Below are 18207 nucleotides of genomic sequence, written 5' to 3'. Positions count from 1 at the left end.
TCTGCGCAAGGAGGCTCCATGGAGGAATCCACCATCTGGTGGTTGCTGGCGGGAGGTCTGGTGGTAGCAGAACTGCTCACCGGCACTTTTTATCTGCTCATGCTGGCCGTGGGCGTGGGTGCGGCGGGCATAGCGGCCCATCTGGGTGCATCGACCACCGTGCAAATCCTCACGGCGGCCCTGGTAGGCGGCGGCTCGGTGGTGGGCTGGCATGCCCTGCGGCGCAAGCGCCCAGGCGATCCATCTGCCAGGGCTGACCGCAGCGTGAACCTGGACGTGGGCGAAACCGTCATGATCGAAAGCTGGAATGCGGACGGCACCAGCTCGGTCAAATACCGGGGCGCCAACTGGGTGGCCATCCACCGGCAAGGCGTGCAGCCTTCGACCGGCCCACACCGCGTTGCCGAGCTGGTGGGCAACCGTCTGCTGGTTGATCCGCTCTAGTCACCCCTCTGTTTTCACATCGCAACCGAAAGGCGCATCCATGGAAATTGCCATCGTCATCCTGATCATCGCGGTCATCTTCATTGCCCGATCCGTCAAGGTCGTTCCACAACAGAACGCCTGGGTCAAAGAACGCCTGGGCAAATACGCTGGCACTCTCACACCCGGTCTCAACTTTCTGGTGCCTTTCGTCGACCGGGTCGCCTATCGGCACAGCCTCAAGGAAATTCCGCTCGACGTGCCCAGCCAAATTTGCATTACCAAGGACAACACACAGTTGCAGGTAGACGGCATCCTGTACTTTCAGGTCACAGACCCCATGCGCGCCAGTTACGGCTCCAGCAACTACATCATGGCGGTGACCCAGCTGGCGCAAACCTCGCTGCGTTCAGTGATCGGCAAGCTGGAGTTGGACAAGACCTTTGAAGAGCGAGACATCATCAACGCCCAGGTGGTGCAAGCCATTGACGAAGCCGCCTTGAACTGGGGCGTGAAAGTGCTGCGCTACGAAATCAAGGACTTGACGCCCCCGAAGGAAATCCTGCACGCCATGCAGCAGCAGATCACGGCCGAGCGCGAGAAGCGCGCGCTGATCGCCGCCTCCGAGGGCCGCCGCCAGGAGCAAATCAACATCGCCACCGGCGAACGCGAGGCCTTCATCGCCCGCTCTGAAGGTGAAAAGCAGGCCGTCATCAACAAGGCCCAGGGCGAAGCCGAATCCATCAAGGCCGTGGCCGAGGCCACCGCACAGGCCATTGAACGCGTGGCTGCGGCCATCCGCCAGCCAGGGGGAGAGCAAGCCGTACAGCTCAAGGTTGCTGAAAAAGCCGTGGATGCCTACAGCCAGGTGGCCGCCGATGCAGCCACCACCCTCATCGTGCCGAGCAACATGACCGAGGTGTCCGCCCTGATCGGGTCGGCCATGAAGATGGTGCAGACGACACAACGCGCTTCTTGAGCGCAGCACATGCGCAAAGAAATTTGCAAGCTGCGTCATCGGTGCATCAATCGCTAGGCTAGTGGTGACACTTGGTCTTATCCTGCAACCCACCCATTGCCCTGGCCCTTTGCAAGCTATCGAACGCATGGCTGTAGCTTTTGCGGCGGGCTGCCTGAGGGGTTTGAAGTGAAATATGGCACCGGCCCTTGCTGAGCAAGCGCCAGCAGCTATCAAAAAAGGAGTTTCCCAGATCAATCCAGCGCGGTAGCCACCTGCGCCAAGGCCTCGGCCAGGGCCGGTGCCATGGCCACGGCATTGCTGGCATGGGCCACGCAATCGGTGCTCCAGAAACAGCCTACGCCTGCCTCGTGCAGCGCGGCAAGCGCGTCGGGCGCGATGAGGGCATGGGTCACCGCCACATCGACCGAGGCGGCGCCCGCCTGCAGCAGCAGGCGCGTAGCCTGCGCCAGGGTATGGCCAGTGCTGGCCATATCGTCGAGCAGCACCACGGCCCGGCCCCGCACGTCCAGCGGCGGCAGAGCGATGGTGACGCTGCGGTCGCCATGGCGCTCTTTGGTGCACACGGCATGCTGCAGCCCGTGGCGCTGTGCGGCCTGGGCCACCCACTGGGCCGATTCGCCATCAGGGCCCACCAGCAGCGCGCCAGGGCGCTGCTGCACGACCCAGTCGGCCAGCAGCGGTGCACCGCTGACCACCACGGCCTGGGCTGCGGGTACAGCCTCGGGCAGCGTGGCAACGCGGTGCAGGTGCGGATCGACGGTGACCACAGCGTCAAACAGGCTGGCCAGGAACGGGCCGACGATGCGCTGGCTCACGGCTTCGCCGGGATGGAAAGCGATGTCTTGGCGCATGTAAGCCAAGTACGGCGCCACCAGCGTGAGGTGGCGCACGCCCAGGGCACGCGCGGCGCGGGCGGCCAGCAGCAGTTCAACCAGCTTGTCGTTGGGCTGGTAGAGGCTGCGCAGCAACACGGCGCGCACGGGCAATTGGCCCGCCCCGTCCACCGGCAAAGTCAGTTTGAGCTCGCCATCCGGAAAGCGATGGCGCTGCACGGGCCGCAGGGCCAGGCCGCTGGCGGCGGCCAGACGCTCGGCAGCAGGGCGTTCGTCGTCGAAGTACAGCAGACAGGTTTGGGCTGGGGGCAATCCGGTCATGTTCAAAACTCCACAAAAACGCGCGGCACCTCGTCGGCGATGCCCAGGCGATAGCCGCTGCCCTGCGCGCAGGCCTGGCGAGCAAATTCCAGATCAGCCGGGAAGTCGGCATACACGCGGTACAACGGCTGGCCGCTGACCACGGCATCGCCCAGCTTGCACAGCAAATCGACGCCCGCGCCCTTCACCTTGGGCGCGCCAGCCAGGCGGGCGATGCGGGCAATCTGCTGGTTGTCAATGCCCGCCACCACACCGTCAGCCGGGGCGCAAACTTCAAAATGCAGCGTGCCCAGACGCGGGTGGTTGTGGTCAAACGCCTTGCCGCCCTGGGCCGTGATGATGGCCTGCATGCGCGCCAAGGCGCGGCCGGAGTCAAGGATGTCGCGTGCGATGGCGTAGCCGTCGCCGCCGCGCACGTCTGGGTCGCATTCGATCAGGCGGCCTGCCAGGCGCAGGGATTTCTGGCGCAGATCATTGGGCGCGCGCGGATCGTTTTCCAGCACCCGCATCACGTCGCGCGCTTCCAGCACCGGGCCAATGCCGTTGCCGATGGGCTGACGCCCGTCGGTAATGACCACGTCGAGCGACAGGCCCAGGCGCCGCGCCACGTACTCAAACAGGCGGCGCAGGCGCTGCGCTTCAGGCATGGAGCGCACTTTTGCCGTGGGGCCGATAGGGATGTCGAGCACCAGGTGGGTGGAGCCTGCGGCGATCTTCTTCGACAGGATGGACGCCACCATCTGCCCCGGCGAGTCGATGGACAGCGGGCGCTCGACAGAGATCAGCACATCGTCGGCGGGCGAGAGCTGCGCCGTGCCCCCCCAGGCCAAGCAGCCGCGGTGGTCGCGCACGATGCGCTGCAGGTCTTGCAGCGGCAGCTCGACATTGGCCAGCACCTCCATGGTGTCGGCTGTGCCCGCCGGCGATGTGATGGCGCGCGACGACGTCTTGGGGCACAGCATGCCGTGCGCCGCCACAATAGGCACGACCAGCATGGAGGTACGGTTGCCCGGGATGCCGCCGATGCAGTGCTTGTCCACCACCAAGCCTTCGTGCCAATCGAGCCGCTGGCCCGTGGCCACCATGGCGTCGGAGAGGAAGAACACTTCTTCGCGGTCCAACTCGTCGCGGTTGCACGCGACAACGAAGGCCGTGAGCTCGATCTTGGAATAGCGGTGCTCGGCGATATCACGCACGATGGCACGCAGGTCCTCGCGCCGCAGGCGCTCCCCCGCGATCTTGCGGAACAGCGCCCCCATGGATTCGGGAGGCTCGGCCTGCGCTACCGCCACCTTGTAGCCAGCCTCCACACCCAAAAGGGCAAAGGCGTCTTCGGACAGCCCCAGCTCATCGCACGCAACGATGCCGAGGTCATCCACCACGTTCACCGTGGCCAGAATGCGCCGGCCATTGGCGCGCACCTCAATCTTGGACAACGCCTGGAAACCCTCCGCACGGTACACAGCACAGTCACGGTGCAGGTAAGCGACGTTCTCGCGCCAGGTGTCGATGGCCACACGGCGCACCGCCAAGCGCGAGACGGAAGCACCGCCGTCAGGAGGCGCCTGTGAAGGACTAGGAATGATGGAACTGGTCATGTAAACAGCCTACACCCAATCATTCCCAGGGCGGCCATCGACCGCAGCGCGTGCGCAAAGAAATTCTGTGGGCTGCGCCATCCGATCCAAAAGCAATGTTATAGTAGCGGGCTTCGGAGAGGTGGATGAGCGGTTTAAGTCGCACGCCTGGAAAGCGTGTGTGGGTTAATCCCCACCGCGGGTTCGAATCCCGCCCTCTCCGCCATTGATGCAAGCCCAAGTGGTTCTCACCACTTGGGCTTTTTGCATTGGGCCGGACCCTCTGGTCGAGCGTTATCGACCGCGCTTGCGAAGTCATCGCTGCCGACATCGGCAAATCCTTCCGCCACGCCGCAGCTCCACGCTCGCATCAGCAAAGCCGTGGCGGCCCTGCCTTAAAATGGCTGGGTAACCTTCCTGTCTCTAGAGTCGGCCTACCAGGCCGTTTCCTGCACCAACTACCACCCATGAGCACGCCCCTGCAACAACCCGGCCTCGAAAGCCTGTCCAAGTCGTTTGAACCTGCTGCATTGGAAGCCCACTGGGGGCCTGAATGGGAAAAACGGGGATACGGCGCGGCTGGCCACCGCGGCACGGGCGCGCCAGTAGCGGGCGAGCCCGCGTTCTCCATCCAGCTGCCGCCCCCCAACGTGACGGGCACGCTGCACATGGGCCATGCGTTCAACCAGACGATCATGGACAGCCTGACGCGCTATCACCGCATGAAGGGCTTCAACACCGTCTGGGTGCCGGGCACCGACCACGCGGGTATCGCCACGCAGATCGTGGTGGAGCGCCAGCTGCAAGAGCAAGGCATCAGCCGCTACGACATGGGCCCCACCCCGCCCGAGGCGCGCAAGAACTTTGTGAGCAAGGTGTGGGAGTGGAAGGAAAAGTCCGGCAACACCATCACCACGCAGATGCGCCGCATGGGCGACAGCGTGGACTGGAGCCGCGAATACTTCACCATGGACGACAAGCTCAGCGCGGTGGTGACCGACACCTTCGTGAAGCTGTACGAACAGGGCCTGATCTACCGCGGCAAGCGCCTGGTGAACTGGGACCCCAAGCTGCAGTCCGCCGTGTCCGACCTGGAAGTCGAGAGCGAAGAAAAAGACGGCTCGCTGTGGCACATCGCCTACCCGCTGGCCGATGGATCGGGCAGCCTGACGGTGGCCACCACGCGGCCTGAAACCATGCTGGGCGACGTGGCGCTGATGGTGCATCCTGAGGATGAGCGTTATCGCAACCTGATTGGCAAGATGGCCGTGCTACCCCTGGTGGGCCGTCACATTCCAATCATTGCCGACGACTATGTGGACAAAGAGTTTGGTACCGGTGTGGTGAAGGTCACGCCCGCGCACGACCAGAATGACTACGCCGTGGGGCAGCGCCACAAGCTGCCTTTGGTGACGATCTTGGATCTTGATGCAACGATCTCTAAGGCCCCACTTCTTTCAATGCCCGTCGGCACCAAGTTCTATATGCCCGACGGTAGCTTGTGGAGTCAGGGTGGTGATGACAAGTACAAATCGCATGACGAGCACGGCGCCTTGCACAACTGGGTTGGCGAAAACATCCAGGAGTTGATGCCAGAGAAGTACCGAGGCATGGACCGTTTCGTGGCCCGCAAGGCCGTCGTGGCCGACCTCGAAGCCCTCGGCGCGCTGGTCGAGGTGAAGAAGCACAAGCTCATGGTGCCGATCTGCACCCGCACCGGCCAAGTGATCGAGCCCATGCTGACCGACCAGTGGTTCGTGGCCATGAGCAAGGTGAGCGACCAGGACCCCACCGGCAAGAGCATTGCGCAAAAGGCCATTGATGCCGTAGCCAGCGGTGATGTGAAGTTCGTGCCCGAAAACTGGGTGAACACCTACAACCAGTGGATGAACAACATCCAGGACTGGTGCATCAGCCGCCAGCTGTGGTGGGGCCACCAGATCCCAGCCTGGTACGACGAAGACGGCAACGTGATCGTCGCCCGCACCGAAGCCGAGGCGCAGGCCAAGGCCCCGGGCAAGACGCTGCGCCGCGACGAGGACGTGCTCGACACCTGGTACTCGTCCGCCCTCGTGCCCTTCAGCACCATGGGCTGGCCCAACCAAGGCACCGCCGAGACCGACGACTTCAACCTGTACCTGCCCAGCACGGTGCTGGTCACGGGCTACGACATCATCTTCTTCTGGGTCGCCCGGATGATCATGATGACCACGCACTTCACGGGCCGCGTTCCGTTCAAGCATGTGTACATCCACGGTCTGGTGCGCGACGCGCAGGGCAAGAAGATGTCCAAGTCCGAAGGCAACGTGCTCGACCCGGTGGACCTGATCGACGGCATTGCGCTGGAGCCGCTGCTGGACAAGCGCACCACCGGCCTGCGCAAGCCCGAGACCGCGCCCACCGTGCGCAAGAACACGCAAAAGGAATTCCCCGAGGGCATTCCAGCCTATGGCGCCGATGCGCTGCGCTTCACCTTTGCGGCGCTGGCGTCGCTGGGCCGCAGCATCAACTTCGACAGCAAGCGCTGCGAGGGCTACCGCAACTTCTGCAACAAGCTCTGGAACGCCAGCCGCTTTGTGCTGATGAACTGCGAAGGCCAGGACTGTGGCCTGAAGGAGCACACCAAGGAAGAGTGCCAGCCTGGCGGCAGCGCGCATGGCTACATGCAGTTCAGCCAAGCCGACCGCTGGATCACTTCGCTGCTGCAAAAGGCCGAGGCCGAAGTCGCCAAGGGCTTTGAGGAATACCGCCTGGACAACGTGGCCAACACGATCTATGACTTTGTCTGGAACGAGTACTGCGACTGGTACCTGGAGATCGCCAAGGTGCAGATCCAGAACGGCACCGAAGCGCAGCAACGCGCCACGCGCCGCACGCTGATCCGCACGCTCGAAGCCATCCTGCGCCTGGCCCACCCCATCATCCCGTTCATCACCGAGGCCCTGTGGCAGGTGGTGGCGCCTGTGGCCGGTATCCCGGGCGAGTCGGTCAGCATTGCCCGCTACCCAGAGGCGCAGCCCGAAAAGATCGACGAGGCCGCGATTGCCCATATGGGCCGCGTGAAGGGCCTGGTGGACGCATGCCGCGCGCTGCGGGGCGAGATGAACGTGTCTCCCTCCACCCGCCTGCCCCTGTACGTGGTGGGCGACACCGAGTTCATGCGTGGCGTGGGCCCGGTGCTGCAGGCACTGGCCAAGCTCAGCGAGGTCAAGGTGTTTGACGACGAGGCCGCCTGGGCCGCTGCTGCGCAGGCAGCGCCTGTGGCCGTGGTGGGCGAAGCTCGGCTGGCGCTGTACATGGAGATTGACGTGGCCGCCGAGAAGGCCCGCTTGTCCAAAGAAATCGCCCGCATCGAAGGCGAAGTCGCCAAGGCCAACAACAAGCTCTCGAACGAAGCCTTTGTGGCCAAGGCCCCACCGGCCGTGATCGACCAGGAAAAGAAGCGCATCGCTGACTTCGGCGCCACGCTGACCCGCCTGCGCGACCAGCTGGGTCGCCTGGGCTGACAGAACAAAAGTGAAGGGCCGGGCAGCTCTGGCCTGACACTTGCATATCCACGACGACCACAACACCCCGAATCCCTGTCTTCACTCAAGGAGTCCCATGACTGTTGCCACCACCGTTCGCAAAGCCGTTTTCCCCGTTGCCGGACTGGGCACACGCTTTCTGCCCGCCACCAAGGCCAGCCCCAAAGAGATGCTGCCCGTGGTGGACAAGCCGCTGATCCAGTACGCCGTCGAAGAGGCCTACGCCGCGGGCATCCGCCACATGATTTTTGTGACGGGCCGCAGCAAGCGCGCCATTGAAGACCACTTCGATACCGCCTACGAACTGGAAGCCGAGCTGGAAGCGGCCGGCAAGAAGGAGTTGCTGGCGCTGGCGCGCTCCATCCAGCCCAGCGACATGGACTGCGCCTTTGTGCGCCAGCCCCGCTCGCTGGGCCTGGGCCACGCCGTGTTGTGCGCCGAGCCGCTGGTGGGCAAGGAACCCTTTGCCGTGCTGCTGGCCGACGACCTGATGGTGGGCCCCCCAGGCGGCCAGCCCGTGCTGGCCCAGATGGCCACCGCCTTCCGCCAGCAAGGCCGCTCGGTCATCGCAGTGCAGGAAGTGCCGGAAGACCAGGTCCACAAATACGGCATCGTGGCCGGCGAGCCCGCTGGCGGCCCGCTGATCCGCATTGAACGCATCGTGGAAAAGCCCAAAGCCGACGTGGCCCCTTCCCGCATGGGGGTGGCTGGGCGCTACATCCTTACCCCAGGCGTCTTCGAAGAGATCCGCAACCAGCCACGCGGTGTGGGTGGCGAAATCCAGCTCACGGATGGCATCGCGCGGCTGATGGCACACGAAGCGGTGTACGCATTCCAGTACGAAGGCAAGCGCTACGACTGCGGCAGCAAAGAAGGCTTTCTGGAGGCCACGGTGGAACTGGCATTGCAGCACCCACAAGTGGGTGCGGCGTTCCGCACATACCTCAAAGGGCTGAGCCTCTGAGGCTAAGCACACGCCGTGCGCACATGACCAGCGCGCACAGCTAGCTATTCAATTGGCGTTAGCCGGGGATGGGCTTCCCGGCGCCCAACGCACGGTTCGGGACTGTAGGCCCCACCGTGCGCCGCACCCACCCTTAGCGGCGGCGCAGAACGTGGATGAACTCCTCACCCACGGTTTGCTGTTCCACCAGCTCATTGCCCGTTTGCTTGGCAAACGCCTGGAAGTCGCGCACCGACCCCACATCGGTGGCCAATACCTTCAAGAGCTGGCCGCTGGCCATTTCTGCCAAGGCCTTCTTGGCTTTGAGAATGGGCAAAGGGCAGTTCAAGCCCCGGGTATCGATTTCTTTGTGTGTTTCCATGGTCATCAATCCTTGCTCGGCAGGCCCAGCCCACGGCGCCGCTCTGCATTTTCTTCTTCGGTAAAAACACTGGCTCGTGCCCTCGGGTGCGCAGCCAGTCTGCCAACGCATAGCCTGTGCCAGCGGGCCAGCACTTGAGTTTGTCCAGATCGTACAGGCGATAGTCCACCAGTTCAGGGGACAGCTTCACCTGGCCTGTTGCCACGACATGGTAGGCAATGATCACTTGGTTCATGCGCAAAAACTCGTAGGCCCCCACAAGTTTGGCGCTCTGAACATCCAGGTTGGTTTCTTCCTTGACCTCGCGGGCAATGCCTTCCTGCGGCGACTCACCGGCTTCCATGAAGCCTGTGATCAATGCAAACATTTTCTCTGGCCAGGCCGCATTGCGTGCCAGCAGGACCTGGCCATTCACCTCCACGATGGCAGCCAACACGGGCGTGGGGTTGTTCCAGTGCGTCCATCCGCAAGCAGGACAGCGCAAGCGCGCCTTGTCGCCCCCGTCTTCCAACTGGGTGATCCACGCAAGGGCCGTGCCGCAGTGGGTGCAGTAGCGGGTTTCATACTGGGTCATGGGTGCTTCCAAAAAGATAGCTGGCTGCGCTTATCCATCAAGCGCCAGAGCCATATTTCATTCAAAATTCAAACCCCAGCGCACCAGCCCATATCAAGATGGCCTGAGCCTGCTTCAGGCAGGGAACACCCCTGTAGAGAGGTAGCGATCGCCCCGGTCGCACACCACAAAGACGATGGTGGCATCTTGCTCACGCAGCGCGATCTGCTGGGCTACCCAGCAAGCGCCAGCGGCAGAGATCCCCGCGAAAATGCCTTCCTCACGGGCCAGGCGGCGGCACATTTCCTCGGCATCGTCCTGGCTCACGTACACCAGTTCGTCCACCGCGCGCGGGTCGTAAATTTTGGGCAGATATTCCTGCGGCCACTTGCGAATGCCCGGAATGCGCGAGCCTTCCTGGGGCTGGGCTCCGATGATCTGGATGCCCGGATTTTTTTCCTTGAGGTAACGCGACACCCCTGAGATGGTTCCAGTGGTGCCCATCGCACTCACAAAGTGCGTGACGCGTCCGCCCGTCTGCTCCCAAATCTCGGGGCCCGTCGTTTCGTAGTGAATGCGGGGGTTGTCCTCATTGCCGAACTGGTCCAGCACCTTGCCCTCTCCGCGCTTTTGCATGGCCTCAGCCAAGTCGCGGGCATGCTCCATGCCACCACTCTTGGGGGTCAGCACCAGCTCGGCGCCAAAGGCCTTCATGGTCTGGGCCCGCTCAATCGACAAATCCTCAGGCATCACCAGCACCATGCGATAGTCCTTGATGGCAGCGGCCATGGCCAGCGCAATGCCGGTGTTGCCCGACGTCGCTTCGATCAGCGTATCGCCCGGCCGAATGTCACCACGCTCCTCCGCACGACGGATCATGGACAGCGCAGGCCGGTCCTTCACCGAGCCCGCAGGGTTGTTGCCTTCCAACTTGCCCAAAACCACATTGCCACGCGCCGCATTTTCCTGCGCACCAATGCGCTGCAAGGCCACCAGTGGCGTGTTGCCAACCGCTTGTTCGATAGTTTGGTAATTCATGGTCACTACTGTGCCATAATTTGCGTCTTCACAAATTACCCGCCCGGGTGGTGAAATTGGTAGACGCAGGGGACTCAAAATCCCCCGCCGCAAGGCGTGCCGGTTCGATTCCGGCCCCGGGCACCACAGATAAGGCCGGAAGCTTCCACGAGCTTCCGGCCTTTTTCTTTTTCCCTATGGGAAGTGGCTTTGACTAGTGCGTGAACGTGCGCCGAAGTGTGCCGGAATCCGGGGGTATGTGGGGGTACAAATGGGGGTACCTTCTGGGAAAGTGGGGGTACATCGCTACATGTACCCCCAACGAGGGCCGCACAGGCTGGGCCGCTTGTCTTGGTCGGCTGCCTTATGACACCAGTCGCCCGCCATTACCCCCCAGGATGGCCATGCCATAACTTAACCCCCCTAGGGAGAGTCACACAACAGTGCGCGGGTGCGGCTCGAATCACCCGCACCGCACAGAGCCAGGGAGAACCTACATCCGGGGGGGCAGGGCCAGCCGCAGCGCTCCACATGCCACGCCCAATAATGTGCATCGACGGTTTCACTCTCTGAGCGCATTCCTTCCCCCTCTCGCTTTTTTGCGTGGTAACAGTGGGAACAGTGGGAACACCGCATAAACAGGGGCCTAGCGCGTTACCACTCCTTTTTGAGCAGTGGGAACAGTGGGAACAAAATTCAGGCCAAACCGCATTTTTCGCACATTTCCGGGCGCAGCACCCCGCAACGCGCCCGACGACCAGAGCCCCAAGCGTTCAAATCAGCGAAGGCCCCGATGCACCTTTTGGTGCATTTCTTGATTTTTCAGCGCGAAGGGGTTTCATGCCCCGCCCCCCCCACGGGCGGCACCGCTGGCCAATGCTTGGCGCACGTATGCAAAGGCCCGTGCATACGTCAGCATGCACGGGCCTGGCAGGTGGTTGACGCCCTACACGTCCAGGGCGAACAGTGCGGGGGTGATGCGGTAGCAGTTGGACACGCCCAAGCCGGGCAAACGCTGCTTGCAGTCAAAGGCCCGGCCTGTGCCAGGCAGCAGAGCCCCATGCTCCAACAGGACGCGAAGAACGGCCTGATAGTCAAGGTTTAAGCAAACCTCGGCTCGGAACACCTCGGGCAGAAGGAAGTATTCAACGCTCACATCCTCGTCATCAACTGAGGTCAGAGCCTGATAAATGGACTTGTCATCGTTGGAGCCCCCGGACACAGCAGACGCCTTTACGATCTTCAAGGGCTTGCCGTCCTGGTCAACCATGCGCCTGAAACCCGCACGCTGCAGCGTCTTGGCGTTGTGGTCATCCGATGCACGGTGCCACCAAGTGAAGCGGCCTTCCCCGTGTGTCTCCAGGAAGCGGCGCACCGCCCGCAGCATGGACACCACTTCACCATTGCCAGCACCACCACGGGCAGCCAGCCATGCATCAAAGCAGGCGCGTGCGGCCCGCTCACTCTCGCCCGCTGGCCAGCCCGTAAGCCCCGCCTCCGTGGCCAGAGCCCCCGCAGCACCCACCAAGGCAAAGCGGGCGGCCACGCGCTCAACCTGGCCCGATGCACCTTGCGGCACCCACTCACGCGCCAGGGCATGCACTGCCGCCCGTGTGCGCCTGGCCAGGGTGTCGGCATTGGCGCAAGCCCATTCAATGAACGCACGGCCTGCCGCCCCGTGGCATACCTGCGCCTCGCGGGTCAAGTGGCTGGAGAAGGCAGCACCACCCGCAAAGCCGTGCAGGTTTTCAAAGGCACCCAGGCCCGCGCCCGCATCGGCTGGAATGTCGGCCATGCGCACCTCTTGCCCGGTGCGGGTGCGCTTCATGCCCTCGGCCATGTGGTCGGCCAAGCCCAGCTCACCAGCAGACAGGAACAGCAAGCGCCAGGACAGGCGGGCACGGGGTGCGCCGTTACGGGTAGCGCGGGCCTTGCTTTGCTCATTGGCCAGCATGTAGGCGCACTCCCCGGCCACCTTGCCCTCTACCTGCGCCAGCTCGTCCAGGATCAGCAGCGAATCGCAGTGCTGTGCGGCGATGGCTTCTAGGGCGTTGTCAGTGGTGCGCCAGCGCTGCATGTAGCTGGGGCCACCGTACACGCTGGCAGCCAGGCGCAGGGCTGTGGTTTTGCCGCTGGAGCTATCGCCCCGAATGTGAAAGCCCCCGCTCTCCATGCCCGCTGGGCGCAGCAGCGGCCCAGCAAAGGCGCTGGCCACGGCAAACACCAAGCGGGAATTACCCACGCACAGAGCCCCGATGCGGGCGCGCCAGTCGGCGGCATCGCGCTTGATGCGGAAGGTGTTTTCCATCTGGCTTTCAGACTGGAACACGATGCGCTCGGCATCATCGCCAATGGTTTCATGGGGCAGCACAAAGGCGTGGCCGTGCCAGCCAATGCGGTCGGTGCAGCTCGCAAACTCGCCGGGCTGGCGGGTCTGGATGTACTGGGTCAGCAGGTTGCGGGCGCTGGGCGATGGGGCAATGCGCAGCCCCATATTGAGCAGCGCGGCGCGGTATTCGCCCCCATCGCCAGACAACATGCGGGCAGGCATGGCCCATTGCTTGGGCTTGCCCAGCGGGTCGGCAAACGCCAGCAGATAGCCCCAGCCTGCGCCGTCCTGGTCGCGGGTCAGGGCTTGCACGTCCAGGCGGCTACACACCCACATGGGCGGCTTGGGCTGGCCCTCTTTGTCCACGCCTGAATGCCACACGCCCGCATCGTCCACCGTGAACGGATCAAAGGCGCGGCCCTCTGCAGGAGGATTGGCCGGGGGCTCATGGTCGGCAGGGGTGGTACTGGTGTGGCTCTGCATCGCCTGCGCCTGCCCCGCCTGGTGGGCTGCAATGGCCTGGCCTACCAGAGCCCCCACAGCATCCAGCCCTTGCGCCTGGTGCATGTCGTTGAAGTCGCTGCCGCCGTCGGGCAGGCCCTCGGGGAACACGGCCAGGCCACGCACGGCACGGGCTGCAGCCTCGGCCTTTACGCGCCCGGTGTTGGTGCCCGTGCGGGCTTCTGTGTCGCGGTCATCGTCACCGCACACCACCAGCAGCGCGGCGCGGTGTTGCTGGCGCAGGGCCTTGGTGACGTGGGCCAGGTTGCCCGCATCAAAGGCCACGGCCACCGGGTAGCCCGTGGCTTCATGCAGGCTTGCGGCTGTGGCGTAGCCCTCGGCCACCAGCAGCACCAGAGCCCCCGCAGGATCACCGCACCAGTGCCACAGGCCCGACTTACGCCCGCCCTTCAAAAACAGCTTGTCGGTGCCATCGGCGGGGCGCTCGGGGGCTATGCGCTGCAGGTTCCACAGCTTGCCCGCAGCATCGCGCACCGGCACCAGCAAACAGCCGTCAGGGGCAAAGCGCACACCGTGGGCGTGCACGCCCTTGCGGGTCAAATACGGGCTGTGGCCCGTGGTGCTGGCTGCATCCCACTGGCCCACCGCATCAGCCGCTGCAGCAGCGTGCGCGGCCTCTTGCTGGGCTTGCTCGGCCCGCTGGCGCTCTGCCTTCTCGCGCTCACGCTGGGCCAGCACTTCGGGGCTCGGGGGCTGGGGCGCTTCGGTGGGCTTGGGCAACACAAAGCCGTGTTCTTTGGCCAGGTGCAGCAGCGTGCCAATGCCCACGCCCCCGCCCGCTTTGATGCTGCGCCAGGTGCTGCGCGTGGCCCGTGGGTCGTGGTTGTCTGCCGTGGCGCTCCAGGCTTCAAACAGGTCTTGCCCGGTCGCATCGGGGTATTCGCTTTTGATGGCCATACCCACCCGCGCCCAATCCTCACGCGCCAGGTTAGCGGGGATGTGCGCCAGGGCTGCGCGGATCAGGTCGGGGGTGATGGTAGTTTTTGTCATAGGGCCGTGAATAGGTCAGGCTGGGAGCGGGGTCGATACAGCAGCGTGTATCCTTTTGTGTGCTGGCGGGGTGCTTTTCGAGAAAGTCCGCCACACGTGCGGCCTGAAGGGGGCGGGTATCGTCTTGCTGCTTTACTGGTGCCATGACGAGCCCCACCTACCCACGTACGGGAGTACACGCCGCAGCAGGCACAAAACCCGCCTTGAGCTGCAGGGGCCGGCCTGGCTCAGATTCGGCCAACACATCGCCCGTTTGGGGGTCACACACCACCAGCACCCCAGGCCATACAAAGCGCACCAACACAGGCGCAGATTGCGGGCGGCGCATGGTGCGCTGAAACAGCGGCCCGCCGCTGGCATGCAAAGCAGCAAAGGTAAAAGCGTGCCCCAGGGTACGGGCTGCTGCTTGCATGGCAGCGTCGTGTGCTGCTTGCTGTGCAGGCGTCATGGCTGCACCTCCATGGCCCCGGCAGCAACAGCTACGGGCTTGCACTTGCGCCCCACGAGACAGACAGCCAATACAGCCTGTGCCCCACCCTGATATGCCGCGACAACCTCACCAAGGCCAGGCAAACCAAGCCCTGCCACAGCACCTGCCAGCACATCCAATACAGCGTTTATGGTGTGACTCATGCCACCCCCTCTACACCCTGAGGTGCGATGGATTGGGGCTCCACAGCAGCCCCATCGAGGAAGTCCGAGTAACGCAGTAAATCAGCAGCCAGTTGCCGGGCTTCAAGCGTCGATAGCGATGCAATCTCAAAGTGATTGGTGCTGCCAACACGCAGCGTCATGCTTCGGGCTTGGGGCTCCAAGGTGATACGAATTTCCTTCATTCCATCCCCATTTCTTGGGCGTGCGGCGCTCATTGCTGGGCCTCTTTGATTCGGTCTTGCACCCACTGCAAAACGGCGCTTTCTGGCCAGGCCACGTGCCGGGCAGACAAGCGCACAGGCTTGGGAAAACGCCCCGCTTTCATCAGTTCGTAAATGGTGGATTTCTTGCACCCGGTTGCGCCCTCCACATCAGGCAGGCGGATCAGGCGATCACGAGGGACGACCGGGCGGGACTGGTGAACTACTTGCATGGCGATGTTTACTCCGTTGGAAATCCCCGCACGTCCTTACAAGACCTGGCGGGTATGAACGGAAGTTTTTCAGTGCCTCGAACAAAAATCACGAGGCATGCCACGAGGCAAAGCCCAAAGAAGCCCGCAACGCCTGGCGATGGCCTGCCATGGCGGGGCGGTTGCCTCGCGGCCTGCCACGCCACCAGGGCTGTAAAAGCTCAGCGCGTACCTGTCAGGGCACCAACAGCAGAAGACATAACCGCTGAGCCACGATCCGGCCCATCGCCAAGATGGCGATCCAGCGCAGAGCGTGCAGAAAACCCCAGCTCAGTCGCCATATCGCTCTGAATGCTGGAGTTCTTCACCCATGGCTGGCCGTTAGCCTCTCGGCTCCACCCGCCCCGCCGCGCAAATTCGGCACGCAAAATAGCCACCTCCCCCTCAGTCCAGCGGGTGCCTTTCTTTCGGTTCTTCACCAAAACAACGAGCCCCGGCCAATCGGCCACGGTGTCGGCATCTACCGCCAACACAGGAGGCCAGGCCACGCCACGCACTTCAAACCACACAGCAATAGGGGCGCTAGGCTCCTCGTGTGCAGCGTGTAGCCAAGCTGCAAAGTCACCGGGTGCGATGCTGAAAAACCTTGTTTCAATGGTTCTGGCTTCGGTGGTGTATGCCAAAGGCCTGCCGTCGCGCACGTAGGCAGCAGGCCAGTTTTCCGCCGTGGTTGAAAACCCCGGGTTGTAGGTTTTGGAAGGCTGGACGAACTGCTTTACACCCACTGCATGCACCAAAGCCCCTTGCTTACAAGCGGTATCAATGGCGGAAGCCAGCCGCGCCCGCTTTCGTTTTTGCTCCAGCTCCTTGCCGGGCCGCTGTAGCGCTGCCAGTTGCTCGGGCTTCATGGCGTCAGGCCAACCGGCGTCTTTCTCAGCTTGCGAAAAGCAACCCGCCTCACTCCAGGCATCCAACCACCGAAGATCAACAATCATGATTCCCTCCTAGATCAAACCTTGCTCCGCCATGCTCAGCGACCGCAGGCTACCCACAATCACATGATCTAAAACACGCACATCCACAAGCGCAAGCGTCTGCTTCAGAGTGTTGGTCAAGGCTTCATCTGCCTGGCTGGGTTTCACGATGCCGCTCGGGTGGTTGTGTGCCAGGATCACAGCGCTGGCGTTGTGGCGCAGCGCGGCTTGGGCCACCTCACGGGGGTACACGCTGGTTTGCGTCAGGGTTCCCGTGAACATGCGTTCAAAGGCTATAGCGCGGTTTTGTGAATCCAAGAAAAGCACTGCAAAGTGTTCCACGGGTTCAGCTCCCAGGTGCAAGCGCAGGTAGCTTTCCACCGCATCGGGATTGTCGAAAACGCTGCCGGGTTCCGTCATCCACCTTCGCAGAATTGAAAGCGCCTTTTCAACAATGGCGAGATCACGCGCATACAGGCGCTGCCTGTAGCTGTGCGAAGTGCTGCCCGTACCGTACTCGGGCAACAACTCGCCCGCCTTGGGATGTCGAACGGGCGCAGGTTTGCGTCGGGTCGTGCTTGTTGTTGCCATGGCTCAGCCCCCCTTGCCAGCAAAGAGAGGCCCGTAAACCCAGTGGCGCATGTCACCAGCCACATCGCCGCCCGTCGCGTCATCCGCGATGCCGCCGATCACCTCAACCATGCACTTCACAGCCCCCAGGTGGGCGCACAGGTCTTGCTGCTTGCCGAACTGCTCCTGCAGGCTCATCAGCACGTCATTCAGCGTTATCGCATGCTCTGCAATGACAGTCAGCGCTAGCTGCATTTGCTCCACGGTGTAAGGCTGATTGTTTACATGTGCGCTCATGCCGCACCCCCTGGCTTTGCAATGTTCAGCGCATCGGCACAGGCCAGCAGTTCAGCCGCTATGGCCCGCACTTGCGCGGGCGAAAACTCAAGCTGCACGGCCATGAAGTCATGCGACAAACCTAGCCCAATCAGGCGCGTGCCCCGGCAGGCCGTCATGCTCAAGTGCACCTGCCCAGGCAGGTTTGCCGACGACTCGCGCACCCGGTTAGTGCCTTCCTCATGTCCTCGCGTGGTGAAAGTGATACCGCTCATGCTGCACCCCCTTGCGTGCTGGGGCTCGTGCAAACGTCTGCACCGTCCAGGCTGCGCAGTGCAGCCAGGGCTTGCACCGCTTTGCGGGCAGCGCCGGGCACATTGGCGCGGGGCTGGCGCAGGTAGTGCAATGCCATGGACAAGGCGTTGTGCGCATCGGCATGCAGTTGAATGGGGTCGGGGGCTCCAAGGCGGGCACCTTGGGCGGGTGTGGGCGCAGCGCGGCGGCTGGCCAAGGGGATGACGTTTGTCATGGCTTCTTGCTCCTAACTGAGACTGAAACCACCAGCCCACGTTTTCAAGCGCAGGCAGGTGGGCGGGATGTTGAAAACACGCAGTTAGACGTGCGCCAGGCGTTACCGCTCTGGCCATCCCGCCCGAAACCTTGCGAACACCCGCAACACGGATATTCAAAAAATCCAGACGTGACAAAACCTCACTAACGGGGAGGTTGCACCGCTAACTGAAAAGGTGTTTTCAAGCACCGGCCCTTTCGGGTTGCGCGGATTATGGCATGCGCTGGGGGCTGGGTGCAATCAAAGGTGGAAATATTTCCACCTTTGATCTGAGGGGTGCTACGCGCGCGCGGGGGCTAGGACGTGTTGAGAATCAGCGAGAGTTGATAACCCCAGCTGCGAGATAGATCA

At 63.0% G+C, this 18207-nt stretch carries 16 protein-coding genes, 2 tRNA genes and 2 pseudogenes; 6 read left to right on the top strand and 14 right to left on the bottom strand.

All coding sequences use genetic code 11. The features are described 5' to 3' along the window. Positions 1-18 precede the first annotated feature (18 nt). Complete coding sequence (locus IHV84_RS16015) at positions 19-444, top strand: NfeD family protein (RefSeq protein WP_198847595.1); 426 nt, start codon at positions 19-21, stop codon at positions 442-444. A gap of 40 nt (positions 445-484) precedes the next feature. After that, the gene (locus IHV84_RS16010; RefSeq protein WP_066698073.1) at positions 485-1402 is read left to right on the top strand and encodes an SPFH domain-containing protein; all 918 of its coding nucleotides are present in this window, start codon (positions 485-487) and stop codon (positions 1400-1402) included. 233 nt (positions 1403-1635) lie between these two features. Here IHV84_RS16010 and IHV84_RS16005 read toward each other — a convergent pair whose 3' ends face one another. Then, a complete protein-coding gene (locus IHV84_RS16005) occupies positions 1636-2559 on the bottom strand; it encodes a ribose-phosphate diphosphokinase (RefSeq protein WP_198847594.1) in 924 nt (307 codons plus the stop codon). A gap of 2 nt (positions 2560-2561) precedes the next feature. Next, positions 2562-4157 (bottom strand): thymidine phosphorylase family protein, encoded by a 1596-nt coding sequence (locus IHV84_RS16000; protein ID WP_198847593.1) that lies wholly within the window; start codon positions 4155-4157, stop codon positions 2562-2564. Between the two features lie 115 nt (positions 4158-4272). Between IHV84_RS16000 and IHV84_RS15995 the strand changes: the two genes are divergently transcribed. The 3 genes from IHV84_RS15995 (at position 4273) to galU (ending at position 8627) form a co-directional block, all read left to right on the top strand. After that, positions 4273-4362: transfer RNA gene (locus tag IHV84_RS15995), tRNA-Ser, on the top strand. Positions 4363-4603: 241 nt separating this feature from the next. After that, positions 4604-7642, top strand: coding sequence for a valine--tRNA ligase (locus tag IHV84_RS15990; RefSeq protein WP_198847592.1), 3039 nt, complete (start codon positions 4604-4606; stop codon positions 7640-7642). A 97-nt stretch (positions 7643-7739) separates the two neighbouring features. Then, complete coding sequence (gene galU / locus IHV84_RS15985; protein ID WP_198847591.1) at positions 7740-8627, top strand: UTP--glucose-1-phosphate uridylyltransferase GalU; 888 nt, start codon at positions 7740-7742, stop codon at positions 8625-8627. A gap of 133 nt (positions 8628-8760) precedes the next feature. Here the strand turns inward: galU and IHV84_RS15980 are convergent, their stop codons facing one another. The 3 genes and pseudogenes from IHV84_RS15980 to cysM form a co-directional block, all read right to left on the bottom strand. Beyond that, the gene (locus IHV84_RS15980; RefSeq protein ID WP_044401862.1) at positions 8761-8988 is read right to left on the bottom strand and encodes a sulfurtransferase TusA family protein; all 228 of its coding nucleotides are present in this window, start codon (positions 8986-8988) and stop codon (positions 8761-8763) included. A gap of 5 nt (positions 8989-8993) precedes the next feature. Then, positions 8994-9562 (bottom strand): annotated as a pseudogene (locus IHV84_RS15975) (NUDIX domain-containing protein). Between the two features lie 114 nt (positions 9563-9676). Then, complete coding sequence (gene cysM / locus IHV84_RS15970; RefSeq protein ID WP_198847590.1) at positions 9677-10579, bottom strand: cysteine synthase CysM; 903 nt, start codon at positions 10577-10579, stop codon at positions 9677-9679. Positions 10580-10620: 41 nt separating this feature from the next. Between cysM and IHV84_RS15965 the strand changes: the two genes are divergently transcribed. Continuing rightward, positions 10621-10705 (top strand) — tRNA-Leu (locus IHV84_RS15965). 799 nt (positions 10706-11504) lie between these two features. On the opposite strand, the gene IHV84_RS15960 is transcribed toward IHV84_RS15965, so the two are convergent. From IHV84_RS15960 to IHV84_RS15920, 9 genes and pseudogenes are all read right to left on the bottom strand, one after another. Further along, positions 11505-14399, bottom strand: coding sequence for a DUF927 domain-containing protein (locus IHV84_RS15960; RefSeq protein WP_198847589.1), 2895 nt, complete (start codon positions 14397-14399; stop codon positions 11505-11507). 157 nt (positions 14400-14556) lie between these two features. Further along, positions 14557-14847, bottom strand: a complete 291-nt coding sequence (locus IHV84_RS15955) for a hypothetical protein (RefSeq protein WP_198847588.1) — start codon at positions 14845-14847, stop codon at positions 14557-14559. A 181-nt stretch (positions 14848-15028) separates the two neighbouring features. Continuing rightward, positions 15029-15268, bottom strand: a complete 240-nt coding sequence (locus IHV84_RS15950; RefSeq protein WP_198847587.1) for a hypothetical protein — start codon at positions 15266-15268, stop codon at positions 15029-15031. Then, positions 15265-15486 carry an AlpA family transcriptional regulator gene (locus IHV84_RS15945; RefSeq protein WP_198847586.1) on the bottom strand — a complete coding sequence of 74 codons (222 nt, stop codon included), beginning with the start codon at positions 15484-15486 and terminating at the stop codon, positions 15265-15267. Before IHV84_RS15945 ends, IHV84_RS15950 begins: the two co-directional genes overlap by 4 nt. A 200-nt stretch (positions 15487-15686) precedes the next feature. Then, positions 15687-16460 (bottom strand): hypothetical protein, encoded by a 774-nt coding sequence (locus tag IHV84_RS15940; protein WP_198847585.1) that lies wholly within the window; start codon positions 16458-16460, stop codon positions 15687-15689. 9 nt (positions 16461-16469) lie between these two features. Continuing rightward, positions 16470-16901 (bottom strand): annotated as a pseudogene (radC, locus tag IHV84_RS15935) (DNA repair protein RadC); the annotation flags it as partial. Between the two features lie 132 nt (positions 16902-17033). Next, a complete protein-coding gene (locus IHV84_RS15930; RefSeq protein ID WP_198847583.1) occupies positions 17034-17306 on the bottom strand; it encodes a hypothetical protein in 273 nt (90 codons plus the stop codon). Then, positions 17303-17560: a hypothetical protein gene (locus IHV84_RS15925; RefSeq protein WP_198847582.1), complete on the bottom strand. Its 258-nt coding sequence runs from the start codon at positions 17558-17560 to the stop codon at positions 17303-17305. The genes IHV84_RS15930 and IHV84_RS15925 overlap by 4 nt, the downstream gene beginning before the upstream one ends. Then, positions 17557-17814: a hypothetical protein gene (locus IHV84_RS15920; protein ID WP_233100066.1), complete on the bottom strand. Its 258-nt coding sequence runs from the start codon at positions 17812-17814 to the stop codon at positions 17557-17559. The genes IHV84_RS15925 and IHV84_RS15920 overlap by 4 nt, the downstream gene beginning before the upstream one ends. Positions 17815-18207 lie beyond the last annotated feature (393 nt).

The organism is Acidovorax sp. IB03 (genome assembly GCF_016406015.1).
GTDB classification, from domain to species: Bacteria; Pseudomonadota; Gammaproteobacteria; order Burkholderiales; family Burkholderiaceae_C; genus Acidovorax; species Acidovorax temperans.
Note: the sequence above shows the minus strand (reverse complement) of the source record. Positions and strands in the feature narration are given on the sequence as shown.